The sequence below is a fragment of the Streptomyces sp. NPDC028722 genome (assembly GCF_040637655.1).
Classification (GTDB): Bacteria; Actinomycetota; Actinomycetes; order Streptomycetales; family Streptomycetaceae; genus Streptomyces.
This window is the reverse complement of sequence record NZ_JBEZWU010000002.1, coordinates 125,281-138,930: the sequence shown is the minus strand read 5'-3', so window position 1 is coordinate 138,930 and position 13,650 is coordinate 125,281. Positions and strand designations below refer to the sequence as shown.

At 73.5% G+C, this 13,650-nt stretch carries 14 protein-coding genes; 8 read left to right on the top strand and 6 right to left on the bottom strand.

Features of this window, described 5'->3' with window-relative positions; all coding sequences use genetic code 11:
• Positions 1 to 12: 12 nt before the first annotated feature.
• Positions 13 to 663: an alpha-ketoglutarate-dependent dioxygenase AlkB gene (locus AB0F03_RS03335; RefSeq protein WP_361986043.1), complete on the bottom strand. Its 651-nt coding sequence runs from the start codon at positions 661 to 663 to the stop codon at positions 13 to 15.
• A 79-nt stretch (positions 664 to 742) separates the two neighbouring features.
• On the opposite strand from AB0F03_RS03335, the gene AB0F03_RS03330 reads away from it, so the two are divergent.
• On the top strand, positions 743 to 1,876 hold the full coding sequence (locus tag AB0F03_RS03330; RefSeq protein WP_361986041.1) for a methyltransferase: 1,134 nt from the start codon (positions 743 to 745) through the stop codon (positions 1,874 to 1,876).
• Positions 1,877 to 1,946: 70 nt separating this feature from the next.
• Here AB0F03_RS03330 and AB0F03_RS03325 read toward each other — a convergent pair whose 3' ends face one another.
• The gene (locus AB0F03_RS03325; RefSeq protein WP_361986039.1) at positions 1,947 to 2,846 is read right to left on the bottom strand and encodes a class II fructose-bisphosphate aldolase; all 900 of its coding nucleotides are present in this window, start codon (positions 2,844 to 2,846) and stop codon (positions 1,947 to 1,949) included.
• A 32-nt stretch (positions 2,847 to 2,878) separates the two neighbouring features.
• The gene (locus tag AB0F03_RS03320; protein WP_361986037.1) at positions 2,879 to 3,760 is read right to left on the bottom strand and encodes an SIS domain-containing protein; all 882 of its coding nucleotides are present in this window, start codon (positions 3,758 to 3,760) and stop codon (positions 2,879 to 2,881) included.
• A 134-nt stretch (positions 3,761 to 3,894) separates the two neighbouring features.
• Between AB0F03_RS03320 and AB0F03_RS03315 the strand changes: the two genes are divergently transcribed.
• Positions 3,895 to 4,674, top strand: coding sequence for a DeoR/GlpR family DNA-binding transcription regulator (locus tag AB0F03_RS03315; protein ID WP_361986035.1), 780 nt, complete (start codon positions 3,895 to 3,897; stop codon positions 4,672 to 4,674).
• A gap of 71 nt (positions 4,675 to 4,745) precedes the next feature.
• Here AB0F03_RS03315 and AB0F03_RS03310 read toward each other — a convergent pair whose 3' ends face one another.
• Positions 4,746 to 5,141 (bottom strand): luciferase family protein, encoded by a 396-nt coding sequence (locus AB0F03_RS03310; protein ID WP_356823741.1) that lies wholly within the window; start codon positions 5,139 to 5,141, stop codon positions 4,746 to 4,748.
• 412 nt (positions 5,142 to 5,553) lie between these two features.
• On the opposite strand from AB0F03_RS03310, the gene AB0F03_RS03305 reads away from it, so the two are divergent.
• Positions 5,554 to 6,732, top strand: coding sequence for an MFS transporter (locus tag AB0F03_RS03305; protein ID WP_361986033.1), 1,179 nt, complete (start codon positions 5,554 to 5,556; stop codon positions 6,730 to 6,732).
• Between the two features lie 144 nt (positions 6,733 to 6,876).
• Here AB0F03_RS03305 and AB0F03_RS03300 read toward each other — a convergent pair whose 3' ends face one another.
• Positions 6,877 to 8,532 carry an alpha/beta fold hydrolase gene (locus AB0F03_RS03300; protein WP_361986031.1) on the bottom strand — a complete coding sequence of 552 codons (1,656 nt, stop codon included), beginning with the start codon at positions 8,530 to 8,532 and terminating at the stop codon, positions 6,877 to 6,879.
• A gap of 331 nt (positions 8,533 to 8,863) precedes the next feature.
• Here AB0F03_RS03300 and AB0F03_RS03295 point away from each other — a divergent pair, with 331 nt between their 5' ends.
• On the top strand, positions 8,864 to 9,604 hold the full coding sequence (locus AB0F03_RS03295) for a maleylpyruvate isomerase family mycothiol-dependent enzyme (RefSeq protein ID WP_361986029.1): 741 nt from the start codon (positions 8,864 to 8,866) through the stop codon (positions 9,602 to 9,604).
• A 17-nt stretch (positions 9,605 to 9,621) separates the two neighbouring features.
• On the opposite strand, the gene AB0F03_RS03290 is transcribed toward AB0F03_RS03295, so the two are convergent.
• Entirely contained in the window at positions 9,622 to 10,020 is a 399-nt protein-coding gene (locus tag AB0F03_RS03290) for a MarR family transcriptional regulator (RefSeq protein WP_361986027.1), read from the bottom strand.
• A 143-nt stretch (positions 10,021 to 10,163) separates the two neighbouring features.
• On the opposite strand from AB0F03_RS03290, the gene AB0F03_RS03285 reads away from it, so the two are divergent.
• The 4 genes from AB0F03_RS03285 (at position 10,164) to AB0F03_RS03270 (ending at position 13,417) form a co-directional block, all read left to right on the top strand.
• Complete coding sequence (locus tag AB0F03_RS03285; protein WP_361986025.1) at positions 10,164 to 10,445, top strand: DUF6332 family protein; 282 nt, start codon at positions 10,164 to 10,166, stop codon at positions 10,443 to 10,445.
• A 322-nt stretch (positions 10,446 to 10,767) separates the two neighbouring features.
• The gene (locus AB0F03_RS03280) at positions 10,768 to 11,691 is read left to right on the top strand and encodes a glyoxalase (protein WP_361986023.1); all 924 of its coding nucleotides are present in this window, start codon (positions 10,768 to 10,770) and stop codon (positions 11,689 to 11,691) included.
• A 95-nt stretch (positions 11,692 to 11,786) separates the two neighbouring features.
• Entirely contained in the window at positions 11,787 to 12,251 is a 465-nt protein-coding gene (locus AB0F03_RS03275; protein WP_361986022.1) for a DUF5709 domain-containing protein, read from the top strand.
• Positions 12,252 to 12,433: 182 nt separating this feature from the next.
• Positions 12,434 to 13,417, top strand: coding sequence for a hypothetical protein (locus AB0F03_RS03270; protein ID WP_361986694.1), 984 nt, complete (start codon positions 12,434 to 12,436; stop codon positions 13,415 to 13,417).
• The last annotated feature ends 233 nt before the right edge of the window (positions 13,418 to 13,650 follow it).

Genomic DNA, 13,650 nt, shown 5'->3' with positions numbered 1-13,650 from the left:
TGTGGCTGCCGGCTAGAGGCCACTCACGCGCAAGGTGATGTTCAGCCGGCCGGTGAGGCCCAGCCCCTCCGGTGCCGTGCCCGGCTGGACCCGCGGCACACCGTGGTAGGCGAGCCGGGACGGGCCGCCGAAGACGAACAGGTCACCGCTGCGCAGGTCGACGTCGGTGTACGGCTTCGCCCGCGTCCGCGTGTTGCCGAAGCGGAACACGCAGCTGTCGCCGAGGCTCAGCGAGACCACCGGCGCGTCCGACTTCTCGTCACTGTCACGGTGCATGCCCATCCGGGCGTCGCCGTCGTAGAAGTTGATCAGTGCGATGTCGTACGGCGCGTCGGGGACGGCGTCCGGGCCGAGGGTGTCGGCCACCGCCCGGCGTCCCAGCTCGCCGAGCCAGTCCGGGAACGGTTTCACGGGCGTGCCGTCGCCGTCGACGACCGTGCGGGTGTAGGCGTACGGGTACCAGTGCCAGCCGAGGCAGACCTGGCGCGCGGTCATCGTGCCGCCGCCCGGGGTGCGGACCGTGCGCAGTCCGGCCGGGGGCCGCGCCCACTCCCGGCAGGCGGTGAGCAGGTCGCGCTGCCGCGCTTCGTCCAGCCAGTCCGGGGCGTGCACGGCGCCCGCGGCGATCTCCGCGCGCTCCCGGGGAAACAGCTCCGCGTCCATGCGCTCCATGGTGCCGCAGGTCCGTCGCACCAGCCCTGAGCTGCGGCTCGGATAGCCTGGACGCACGATGAGCGACCCTATGACGACACCGTGGGGCGAGGTCGGGCTGACCCGCTTCCCCGAGGATCCCCGCGACCGGCTGCGTGCCTGGGACGCCTCCGACGCGTATCTGCTGCGGTATCTGGCCGAGGAGAAGGTGCCGTTGTCGGGCACGGTCGTGGTGGTCGGGGACCGCTGGGGTGCGCTGGTCACGGCGCTGGCCGCGCACCGGCCGGTGCAGATCACCGATTCCTTCCTGAGTCAGGAGGCGACCCGGGCGAACCTGGCGCGGGCCGGTGTCGAACCGGGTGCCGTCCGGCTGCTCACCACACAGGACGCGCCGCCGGACCGGGTGGACGTGCTGCTGGTGCGGGTGCCGAAGAGCCTGGCGCTGCTGGAGGACCAGCTGCTGCGGCTGGCGCCCGGCCTGCACGCGGGCACCGTCGTCGTCGGCACCGGGATGGTGAAGGAGATCCACACCTCGACGCTGGAGCTGTTCGAGCGGATCGTCGGGCCGACCCGGACCTCGCTGGCGCGGCAGAAGGCCCGGCTGGTCTTCTGCACCCCGGAACCGGCGCGGGAGCGGCCCGCGAACCCGTGGCCGTACAGCTACGCCCTGTCGGGCGGCGTCGGCGCGGTGTCGGGGCGCACGGTCGTCAATCACGCGGGCGTCTTCTGCGCCGACCGGCTGGACATCGGCACCCGCTTCCTCCTCCAGCACCTGCCCGGTCCGGGCGCGGGCCGGGTGGTGGACCTGGGCTGCGGCAACGGCGTGGTGGGTACGGCGGTGGCGCTGGCCGATCCGGCGGCCGAAGTGCTGTTCGTGGACGAGTCGTTCCAGGCGGTGGCCTCGGCGGAGGCGACGTACAAGGCCAACGGGGTTCCCGGGCACGCCGAGTTCCGGGTCGGGGACGGGCTGGCCGGGGTGGCGCCCGGCAGTGTGGACCTGGTCCTGAACAACCCGCCGTTCCACTCCCATCAGGCGACGACGGACGCGACGGCGTGGCGGATGTTCACCGGGGCGAAGCGCGCGCTGCGGCCGGGCGGCGAACTGTGGGTGGTCGGCAACCGCCACCTGGGCTACCACGTGAAACTGAAGCGGCTGTTCGGGAACGCCGAACTGGTCGCGAGCGACCCGAAGTTCGTCGTGCTGCGGGCCGTCAGGAAGAGCTAGCCCCCGGCTCCGACCAGGGCTGTCGGTGGTGTTGTCGGCGGGCGCTGCCGTGCGCGCGGTCCGGTGGCGGTCAGCTCCTGGGGTGCTCCGGCGACGAGGTGGACGGTCGTGGGGCGGGGGTGCGGGCGAGGACGCCGATGATCCGGGTGACCTCGCGGGCCATCGCCTCCCGGCCGACGCCGAGGTACGTGCGGGAGTCGACGGCCTCGGGCCGGGCGGCGAGGTACGTGCGGATCGCCCCGGTCATGGCGATGTTGAGGGCGGTGCCGACGTTGACCTTGGTGATGCCGCCCCCGACCGCCGCGACCAGCCCGGCGTCCGGTACGCCGGAGGAGCCGTGCAGGACGAGCGGCACGGCGAGCGCGGCGGAGAGGTGCCCGAGCAGCCCGTGGTCCAGGACGGCGGTGCGGGTGGTCATCGCGTGCGTGCTGCCGATGGCGACCGCCAGCGCGTCGACACCGGTGCAGGCGACGAAGTCCCGTGCCTGGTCGGGGTCGGTGCGGGCGCCGGGCGCGTGGGCGTCGAGCGGGGGCCGGCCGTCCTTTCCCCCGATCTGGCCCAACTCGGCCTCGATCCAGAGCCCTTGGGCGTGGGCCCAGCCGGCGGCGGCCCGCGTCGCGGCGAGGTTCTCGGTGTACGGCAGACGGGCCGCGTCGTACATCACCGAGGAGAACCCGGCACCGGGCGCCTGCCGCAGCAGTTCGTCGCTCTGCACGTGGTCCAGGTGCAGCGCGACGGGTACGGCGGCGCGTTCGGCGGCGGCGACGGCGGCCCGGGCCAGCGGCAGCAGCCGCCCGTAGCGGAACCTGACGGCGTTCTCGCTGACCTGGAGGACGACCGGGGCGCCGGCGGCCTCGGCGCCGGCGATGACGGCCTCGACGTGTTCGAGGGTGATGACGTTGAACGCGGGAACGGCGGACCGGGCCGTGGCGGCGCGGGTGACCAGCTCGCCCGTGGGTGCGAGGGGCACGTGCGTGTCCTTCCGGGACGGGGCCGGCGGGTTCAGGAGGCGAGGATCACGGAGCGGGTGAGGTGGCGCGGCCGGTCGGGGTCGAGGCCCCGGGCGGCGGCGACGGCCACCGCGAGCCGCTGTACGCGCACGAGTTCGGCGAGCGGATCGAGTCCGCCCTCGATCCACGACGCGCCGGTGGCGCGGACCTGTGCGGCCAGGCCTCCGGGTGCCGTACCGAGCATCCAGGTGGCCGTGCCGTCGGTGGTGACGCTGATCGGGCCGTGCCGGTACTCCATCGCCGGGTAGGCCTCCGTCCAGGCGAGGGAGGCCTCGCGCATCTTCAGCGCGGCCTCGTTGGCGAGTCCGACGGTCCAGCCGCGCCCGAGGAAGGTGAACTGCGTGCGCTCCACGAGTCCTTGGGGCAGGGCCGTGGCCAGGGCGGTGCGCGCGTCGGCGACGACGGCGTCGGTGTGCAGTCCCAGGTGGGCGCGCAGGAGCGTGAGCGCGGTGGTGGCGAACCGGGTCTGGACCACGGAGCGTTCGTCGGCGAAGTCGAGCACCACGACATCGTCGGCGGCCGACACGACCGGCGTGTCCGGATCCGCGGTCACGGCGGTGGTGCGTGTCCGTCCGCTCAACTTGCCCAGTACGTCGAGTACTTCGGTGGTGGTGCCGGAGCGGGTGAGGGCGAGGACCCGGTCGTAGGACCGCCCGGACGGGAACTCGGAGGCGGCGAACGCGTCGGTCTCCCCCTGCCCCGCGTCCTCGCGCAGTGCGGCGACGGCCTGGGCCATGAAGTACGAGGTGCCGCACCCGACGACGGCGACCCGTTCGCCCTGCCTCGGCAGTGCGTCCCGGTGGCGCCCCGCCCGCTCGGCCGCCCGTATCCAGCACTCCGGCTGGCTCTTCAGCTCGTTCTCGACATGGGTCATGCCCACACCCTCCCCTAGCTGATTGTTCCTGCAAGATATAGCGATCTTTCGAGCACAATCAAGCATTCGAGCGGGATGCCGGGTGCGCTAGGGTCGCCGGGAGATCGAAGACGGTCAGGGAACGGAGGCCGCGGATGTCCCGGGACGCCCGCTGGAAGGCGCTGCTGGAACTGCTCGTCGAGCGCGGCCGGCTGGAGGTCGAGGAGGCGGCGGCCGAACTGGCGGTGTCCGCGGCCACGATCCGCCGCGACCTCGACCAGCTCGCCGAGCAGCAGATGCTGGTCCGCACCCGGGGCGGAGCGGTGGTGCACGGGGTGTCGTACGAACTCCCGCTGCGCTACAAGACGGCCCGCCGCGCGTCGGAGAAGCAGCGCATCGCCAAGGCCGTGGCCGAACTCGTCGCGCCCGGCGAGGCGGTGGGGCTGACCGGCGGTACGACCACCACAGAGGTGGCCCGCGCGCTGGCCGTGCGCGGCGACCTGGGCACCGGCTCCCCGGCACTGACCGTCGTCACTAATGCGCTCAACATCGCCAACGAGCTGGCCGTACGACCCCAGTTCAAGATCGTGGTGACGGGCGGGGTGGCGCGCGCCCAGTCGTACGAACTCATCGGCCCGCTGGCGGACGGGGTGCTGGGACAGATCACGCTCGACGTGGCGGTGCTCGGAGTCGTCGGTTTCGATGTCACGCACGGCGCGGCGGCGCACGACGAGGCGGAGGCCGCCATCAACCGGCTGCTGTGCGAGCGCGCCGAGCGGGTGGTGGTCGCCGCGGACTCCAGCAAGCTGGGGCGCCGGGCGTTCGCCCGGATCTGCGGGGCGGAGCTGGTCAACACCCTGGTGACGGACTCGGCGGTGGCACCGGAGACGGTACGGCGGTTCGAGGAGGCGGGTGTCCGGGTGCTGGCGGTGTGAGACCGGCACGTGCCGCCGACGCGGTCCCGCCGGAATACTGCCGGCTCGGGTCCGCGCGCACGGGGGTCGCCTCAGAAGGCGCCGAGGTCGGCCTTGACGAACCCGGCGCCCCGCTGGTCGTTGCAGCCGACCAGCGGCCGGTCGGCCGGGTCGGGCCAGGTCAGCTGTGCCTGGAGGGCCACGCTCACCAGGGTCAGCAGCAGATCGACGTCGCTGGCGGCGTCGAGCCGCAGGGTCACCCACTGCGAGCCGGGCACGATCCTGATCGGCCCCGAGCCCCTGAGGTCCTCGGCGAACCGCCGGATGGCCCGGTCGGTGAGCCGCAGATCGACGTCACGCTCCGAGTGGAAATGGGCGATCTCGCCCCGTGCCGAACACACGGCCTGCCCGAGACCGCAGCTCGGGGCGGCCGGTCTCAGGTCCGGCCAGGTCGCCAGTTGCGCGAGCGCGCGGAAGGCCAACGTCATGGGCCCATCATGGCGCGCTCACCCGCCCGCAACCAGGTCGTGCGCAAGCATTAACCGACCTGTATCCACAGCGGGTTCCGGAGCCCGCACATCCATCCGCGTTCCGAACGGGACTTCCCCTCCGTGCGCCCCGATCGCCTCCGGTGTGCGCGCCGGTTACCGTGACGCTCACACTCCGGGTCCCCGTGAGACCCCTGACCTCCCTGGCGCACCCCTGTCGTGGCCGGCCGGTTCGCCGCTCGCGTCGGTGGCTCCCGAGGCGACCGCCCGACCCGGCCGCGACTCCGCCCGACCGGCCGGAAGCCGCGGCCGGCCGCCGTCCCAGGGGCCGCCCGTCCCCTTGCCCGTCGCCACGACCCGCACCTACGCTGACTTTGTGCCGCAAATAAACAAATCCCGACCGCACAACGTCGTGCCGGGTCCCAGCCTGACCGCGCTCCGTGCGGCGATCACCGCCTTCTTCGCGCTGGACGGCTTCCTCTTCGCGGGGTGGGTCGTGCGGATCCCGGACATCAAGCAGCAGACGCACGCCTCCGCCGGCGCCCTCGGGCTCGCCCTGCTCGGGGTCTCCGCGGGTGGCGTGCTCACCATGACGCTGACCGGCCGTCTCTGCCGTCGCTACGGCAGCCATCCGGTGACCGTCGTCTGCATGGTGGTGCTCGCGCTCAGTGTCGCGCTGCCCCCGTTGACCCACTCGGCGCCCGCGCTGGGCGCCGTCCTGCTGCTGTTCGGCGCGGCCTACGGTGGTGTGAACGTGGCTTTCAACAGTGCCGCCGTCGACCTGGTCGCCGCGCTGCGCAGGCCGATCATGCCGAGCTTCCACGCCGCCTTCAGCCTGGGCGGGATGACCGGCGCGGGCCTCGGCGGGCTGGTGGCCGGCGCCCTCTCCCCCACCCGGCATCTGCTCGGTCTCACCGTGACCGGGCTGCTCGTCACGGCCGTCGCAGGGCGCGCCCTGCTGCGGCACGAGCCGCCGGTGCGGCCGGAGCGGACCCCGCTGTCGCCGGCGGAGCCGGACGGCGGCGCGGCAGGCGACCCGGCAGGGCGGACGCGGGGGCTGGTCGCCGTCTTCGGTCTCGTCGCGCTGTGCACGGCCTACGGCGAAGGCGCGATGGCCGACTGGGGCGCGCTCCACCTCCAGCAGGACCTCGCGGCCTCCGCCGGTACCGCGGCTGCCGGGTACGCGTGTTTCACGCTCGCGATGACCGTGGGCCGGCTGACGGGCACGGCACTGCTGGGCCGCCTCGGCCTGGCCCGCACCGTGATCGCCGGCGGCACCGTCGCGGCGGCGGGCATGCTGCTCGGCTCGCTCGCGCCCTCCGTGTGGGTGGCCCTCACCGGCTTCGCGGTCACGGGGCTGGGGCTCGCCAACCTCTTCCCGGTCGCCGTGGAACGGGCGGGTGCCCTGGCCGGCCCGTCCGGTGTCGCCGTCGCCTCCACGCTGGGATACGGCGGCATGCTGCTCGGGCCGCCCGCGATCGGCTTCATGGCCGACTGGTTCTCCCTGCCCACCGCGCTCACCAGCGTCGCCGCCCTGGCCGCGGTTGCCGCGGCCATCGGGGTGGTGACCCGCCGGGTGCTGGACCGCTGACGCCGGGCCGGGCCCGGGGGCGCTGCCGCCTGACTCCGGGCGAGGCCCGGCGGCCCCGGCACCCCTGGGTGAGCGGCACCGTCACCCGGGCGCCGGCCCGGAGGTCGGGCGGGCGGGAACGGGAACGCCGTACCGGGGGGTGGTTCAGGAGCCGGTGCCGGCCAGCCCGCCGCCGCCGGTGGCGACGCCGCCGACCGGCTGGGGTGCGGTGTCGGCGAACGGCTGGGGTGCCGCGTCGGCGAACGGCGGTGTGTCCGGCCGGCACGTCGTTCCGGCCGGTGGCAGGGCGCCGTCGACGAGGTAGCGGCTCTCGTGGGCCTTGACGCAGCTGCTGGGGTTGAGCAGCGCGGTGTGCCCGTACCCCTCGTGGGTGAGCAGACGGGCGTCGGCCAGTTCCCTGGCCATGCTCTGCGCGTCCGCGTACGGGGTGGAGGGGTCGTAGACGGTACCGACCACCAGGACCGGGTGTGCCGTCCGCTTGTTCCACGGGCCGCGGTAGGGGTCGGCGGCGACCGCGGGCCAGGCGGCGCATCCCTCGGCGGCCCAGGCCCACAGGCGTCCGGCGTCGCCGGCGCGGGCCGCGGCGGCCTCCTCCAGAGCGTGGTAGGCGCCGGGGTCGCGCGGGTTGGGACTGTCACCGCAGAGGACCGCGCCCGCCTGTTCGTCGCCCAGGTACGGATCCGGTCGCGGGACCGCCGGTGCGGGCGAGGGCGGGGCCGGCTTCGGGACACGGCCCCGCCACAGGTCCTGGAGTCTGCCGGCGAGTTCGGTCCACCCGGGGTGGACGACGTAGAGGCTGTTCACCACGTCGCCGACCGTCCGGCCGTAGGTCCACGCGCCCACGGGACGCGCCCGCAGCCGTCGCATCAGCTGACCGAACTTGTCCCGGGTCGCCTGCGCGCCGCCGGCGGAGAAGGCACAGCGTGCGGTGCCTGCCGTTCCGCACAGGGAGAGGAACTGGTCGAGGGTCGCCGCCGCCGTACGGTCCGAGCCCATGCGCAGGAAGGTGGTGAGCCGGGGGGCGGCGCCGGACGCGTGGTCCGTCCAGGCCTGCGGGGCGATGTCGCTGTCGAGGATCATGGCGCGGACCTTGCCGGGGAAGAGGTTGGCGTAGGTGGCGCCCAGGATGGAGCCGTAGGAGATGCCCTGGTAGTTCAGTCGGGACTCGCCCACGGCCCGGCGGAGCCGGTCGAGGTCGCGAGCGGTGTCGGCGGTCGACACGTGGCGCAGCAGTGCGGGGTCACGCCGCTCGCAGCGCCGGGCCAGATCCTGGTAGGCGGCGATGAACGCCGTCCGCTCCTGCGCGCCGACCGGGAAGCCCGCCGCCTTGCCCGCGTTCCAGTCGGCGGCTTCCTCCGCGCTCGCGAAGCAGTTCACCGCGGTGCTGTTGCCGACCCCGCGGGGGTCCCAGCTGACGATGTCGAACCGTTCGCGCACCTCGCGCGGGAAGAGCGGGTAGTCCTGGGGCATCTGGACCGTTCCGGGGCCGCCGGGGCCGCCGGGGTTGAAGAACAGGGTGCCGATGCGCCGGCCGGGGCCGGTGGCCTTCCGTCTGATGACGGCCAGCTCGATGGTCCGGCCGCCCGGGTCCGCGTAGTCCAGCGGAACCCTCGCGGTCGCGCAGTCGAAGGCGCCGCCCCGCGCGCAGCGGCTCCAGTCCAGCCGCGGGGCGGGTGCCGAAGGCGGTTCGCCGGCCGCGGCGAGGTCCTGCCCGGTCAGTACGTTCGCGCAGGTCGCCAATGCGGCGAGGAGCACGGCGTACCGTCGGCGGCCCACCGTGGCCGCGCGTATGAGAGGCATGGGCACACTCCGTCCGTCCTTCTTCCGTGGCTGAGGATCCTGAGCGCCCCGAGCATCCGGGACGCCGGCCGCAGGCCGGGACCCGGACCCCGGCGCGAGTCCCTGTCAACGACACAGCGGTTCGGCGGCGGGCGCGAGGCGACGCACCCGAACGGAGGACCTGCCCAGGCCTGGCACCCCGCGGGTGACGGCCGGCTCCGGCGGCCTCGGCCGCACGACCCGGCGCGGGAGGACACCCGCGACCCGCGCACTCCCTCCGGGCACCCCATCGCACCAACGCACGGGCCCCCCAGCCCCGTTGAAGCCGGCACCGTCAGGCACACTCGGCCCCATGGAGACTGCTGAGTATCTGGAGACCCTGGACCGTGAGGGACGGCTGCTGGCCGACGCGGCCGAGGCGGCGGGGACCGACGCGAAGGTGCCGACGTGCCCGGAGTGGCAGGTGCGTGATCTGCTGCGGCACACCGGTGGGGTGCACCGGTGGGCCACCGCCATCGTCGCCGAGGGGCGCACCGAGGGCGGCCCCTTCGGCGAACCGCCCGAGCTGGACGGCGCCGGGCTGGTGGCCTGGTACCGGGAGAGCCACCGCCTGCTGCTGGACACCCTGACCGCCGCGCCCGCCGATACCGGGTGCTGGACGTTCCTGCCGCTGCCCGGTCCGTCGCCGTTGGCGTTCTGGGCCCGCCGGCAGGCGCACGAGACGACCGTGCACCGGTACGACGCGGAGGCGGCCCGCGGGGGTACGCCGTCCCCGGTCGCGCCCGACTTCGCGGTGGACGGCATCGACGAGCTGCTGCGCGGCTTCCACGCCCGCTCCCGCAGCCGGCTGCGCAGCGAGGAGCCGCGGGTGCTGCGGGTGCGGGCCGCGGACGCGGGGGCGGACGCGGTGTGGACACTGCGGCTCACGGCCGAGCCACCGGTGTGCGTGCGCGCGGCGGACGGTGCGGCCGAGGCCGAACTGTCGGGACCCGCCGACCAGTTGTACCTGGCGCTGTGGAACCGGAGGGCGGTGCCGCAGGTGACGGGCGACCGGTCGCTCGCGGCGCTGTGGCAGGAGCGGTCCGTGATCTGACGTGCCGTCAGCCGGTATCAGCCGGCGTCGGCCAGCATCCGGGCCAGCACCGCGCGTTGCACCGGCCGCACCTCCGCGTGCAGCGCGCGCCCCTTCGCCGTGAGCGACACACGCACCCCGCGCCGGTCGTCGGGGCACATGGTCCGCTCGACGAGGCCGTCCTTCTCCAGGCGGCCGATGAGCCGGGACAGCGCGCTCTGGCTGAGGTGGACGCGGTCGGAGATCTCCTGCACGCGGTTCGAGCAGCCGCCGTCCGCCGCGGCACCCTCGGCGAGCAGGTCGAGGACCTCGAAGTCGCTGGCGCACAGGCCGTGCACGTGCAGCTCACGGTCCAGTTCGCACTGGGTGCGGGCTTGCAGGGCCAGGATGTCCCGCCACTGCTCCACGAGCGCCTGCTCGGCCTTCTTCGCCGCCATGGGCGCACCGTAGCAGAGAATCCACTTTGTTGCATTGTAAATTTATGCTTACGCATGCAAGGTGCGCGGCCGGCCGGAGCTCGCGCGCGTGCACCCGGCGGCGACTGTTTGTCCGCCGGGTGCGTGTCTGTGAAACTGACGGGATGTACACATACGGGGGACGCCGCACCAAGGCCGAACAGGACGCGGCCACGGTCGAGATCGGGTACGCGCTGGTCAGCGCCGCGTTCGCGGCGGCGGTGCTGTTCGGAGCCGTGGCCGGCCCCGCGCTCCTGTTCCACCTGCCGCCCCTGCCGACCGCGGTGCTGCTCCGGCTGGGCCCGGCCGTCGCCGCGGTGGTCTTCATGGCCCGCGTGGTGAGCGTGCTGGTCCGCTTCCAGCGGCAGAGGCGGTCCGACCGGCCGGCACCGCACGACGAGAGCTAGGGCCTCTCGTTCGGATCAGTCGGCCGCCGGTCCGGGTCGCCGTTGACTGAGGCGCAAGGGGCGCGGATCGAGTCGTTGCTCCCGGACCCACAACCGGCTGCGGACGCGGGCCGGCGACGGAACCCGGGAGCGGGTGTGGACCTCGACCGGGCCGTCTCGGTGGACTCGGCGACCTTGGTCAGCAGCACCGGCCCCGCAAGGCGGCCGTGCCGGAGCGCGCACTGTGCGCTGGCAGTCAACACCCGGAACGCTGTGGCCGTGATCATCCCTGCCCTCGGTGTCTAGCTTTCGGCAAAGGTGGCTGCTGCGGGAAGGAACGGACATGAGGTGCAAGGCGATGGCGTGGATGCTGCCCACGCTCCTGGTGGCACTGAGCGTGGTGGGGTTCGGCGCTCCGTCCTCGGCGCAGGACCGTGAACTGACGGCCACGTCCTCGACGACGGCGGTCGGTTCCCAGTACGACACCACACACGTCTATGTCACACCGGGCTCGGTGGACGCGTTCGTCGACAGCTGGCAGGCGACCTTCGGCGGTACGCACACGGCCAAGGTCGTCACGCAGGTCACTCCGACGCCGAGCGAGACCGAGTCGGAGCTGGTCCTGTCGCCGGTGGGCACCCTGTCCGTCTTCGATTTCCGAACCCCCGTCCCCTACCCGTTCGGTGCGGAACGGACGGGCTGGCTCATGAGCGACTTCGACAAGGGCGTCCGACTGGCCCGGCGCAGCGGAGCGCACCTCGTCGTCGCACCCTTCGACGACCCCATCGGGCGGGACGCGGTCGTCCAGTTCCCGGGCGGCGTCAACGCCCAGCTGTACTGGCACACCACGGCACCGTCGTACGCACCGCTGGAGACCGTGCCGGACAATCGTGTGTACCTGACACAGGACTCGGCGGACTCCTTCCTCGACTCCTACCTGCGGTTCACCGGTGGCCGCGTCGTCGCCGACCGCCGGGCGGCGGACGCAGGTGACATCGGTCTGCCCGAGGAGACGTACCGCCGCATCGCCATCCGCTCCCCGTTCGGCAACACGGTCGTCAGCGTGACCGACGGCCACCTGCCCTATCCGTTCGGACGGGAGACCACCGGTTACGCGGTGAAGGACCTGGTGGCGACGCTGCACAAGGCCGAGGCAGCGGGTGCGAAGGTGCTGTGGGGGCCGTACACCGCCAGGGGCCGCTCCACTTCCATGGTGCAGTTCCCCGGCGGTTATGTGGCCGAACTGCACCAGGGCGGCGGCCTCTGATCCGCGGCGCACAGCGCCACCCGCGTTGACAGCAAGGGATCGCACCGTGCCCCCTCGGCCCGGCCCGGTCCCACCCGAACACTTGAGGAGCGCAGTTGACCGACGAGACGATGGGTGACGAGGTCTACCAGCCGGACGGGTCGGAGGTGCAGGACGACGCCGGCCTGCTGGACGCGTCGGACACCCTGGACTACCGGGCGGGCGACGAGGCCCTCGACGAGGGCTACTCGCCCCCGGAACGACCCTGGGGCGTGAACCGCGTCGGCGTCACGGCGGCGGAGCGGCAGCGGGGGGAGAGCCTGGACCAGCGCCTCTCCGAGGAGGTGCCCGACGTCGGCGCCCCGGAGGGCGACGGTATCGGCGACACCTGGGGCATGGCCGGTGAGCCCATCGACCTGGAGGTGGGTGACGAGCGCGCCGGCCGGCTCCTCGCGCCGGACGAGGGCAGTCACGAGAACACCGAGTCCGACCTGTTCGCGTCCGACCTGGGGCTGGACGGCGCCGGTGCTTCGGCGGAAGAGGCTGCGATGCATGTGATCCCCGATTCCGGCACCTGTTGACGCGACCGGCAAACCGGCGCACTTGGGTCGCCCCTGGTGACGAACCGGTCGGTCCCCTCGCGGGCACCGGTGGACCACGCCGGCGCTCCGCCGGCCGAGGACGCCCGGCGCGGCTCCCCGACCGGTCCGCCCCCGTTCGAGGACACACCCCTGTCCCGTATCCGAAGTGGAAGAGAAGGAACATCACCATGCCGAGCACCAAGGCGCGCGTTCGCACCGGCCTCCTGGCCGCGGCCCTGGCGGCGACTCTCACCGCCACCGTCACCGCCACCGGCACCGCGACCGCCGCTTCGGGCCGTCTGCCGGACGTACGCTTCATGGCGCACCTGAACATCGCCGAAGGGCAGCGACCGGAGAACATCACCCTGGAGCCCGGCGGTGGCGCGGACGTCACGTTCGCCTACTCCCGCCAAGTCGCCCGGATCACCCCCGACGGCCGGGCCCGTGTCCTCGCGACCCTGCCGGCGCCTCCCGCCGGGGCCGTCACGCCCGCCCTCACCTCGCCGTTCCTCGGTGGCATCGTCCGCTCCCACGACGGGACCCTGTACTTCCTGTACGCCACCGGCACCAGCGAGTTGACCGGTGTGTGGCGCCTGCGCCCCGGGGGCACCCCGCAGCGCATCGCCGCCCTCCCGGCCGACGGCCTGCCCAACGGTCTGGCGCTCGACGGGCGGACCGGCCTGCTCTACGTCGCCGACTCGGTCCGGGGCACCATCTGGCGGCTGCCGGCCGCCGGTGGCACGCCCACCCGATGGGCCACCGGCCCCGAGCTGCGGCCGGCCGGCTTCCTGGGAGCCAACGGCATCAAGATCCACCATGGTGCGGCCTGGGTGACCAACCTGGACAAGGGCACCGTGCTGCGTATCCCCCTCACCCGCCTCGGCGGCGCCGGGCCCGTCGAGACGCGCGCCACCGGACTGGTCAACATCGACGACATCGACTTCACCGGCGCGGGTGACACCCTGCTCGCGGCCGTCAACAAGAACAACGAGGTCGCCCTGGTCAGGCCCGACGGCAGCCACTCCATCGTGCTGACCGGCGCCGACGGGCTGGAGAACCCGACCTCGCTCGCCGTACGGGGCGGCACGGCCTACATCGCCAGCGGCGCCTACTTCACCGGTGACGACCCCAACGTCCTCACCGCTCACGTCAAGCGCGACAAGTAGAGGAATCCGCCTGAGGGAGCCCTGTCCGCCGCACGGGCGGATCAGGAACCGGTGGCGACCCGCCGCGCCTGCCCGGCGCGCGCGGCGGTCGGGTGCGTGCGCGCTGCCGCGCGGCCTCCCGACCGCCGCGCGGCGGTCGGGAGGCCGGACCGGACCACGCCTGCGTTTCGCCTGATCAGAGATCAGCGAGCAGCGATCAGTGATCAGGCGGGGATGAGCGTGGATGAGGTGCT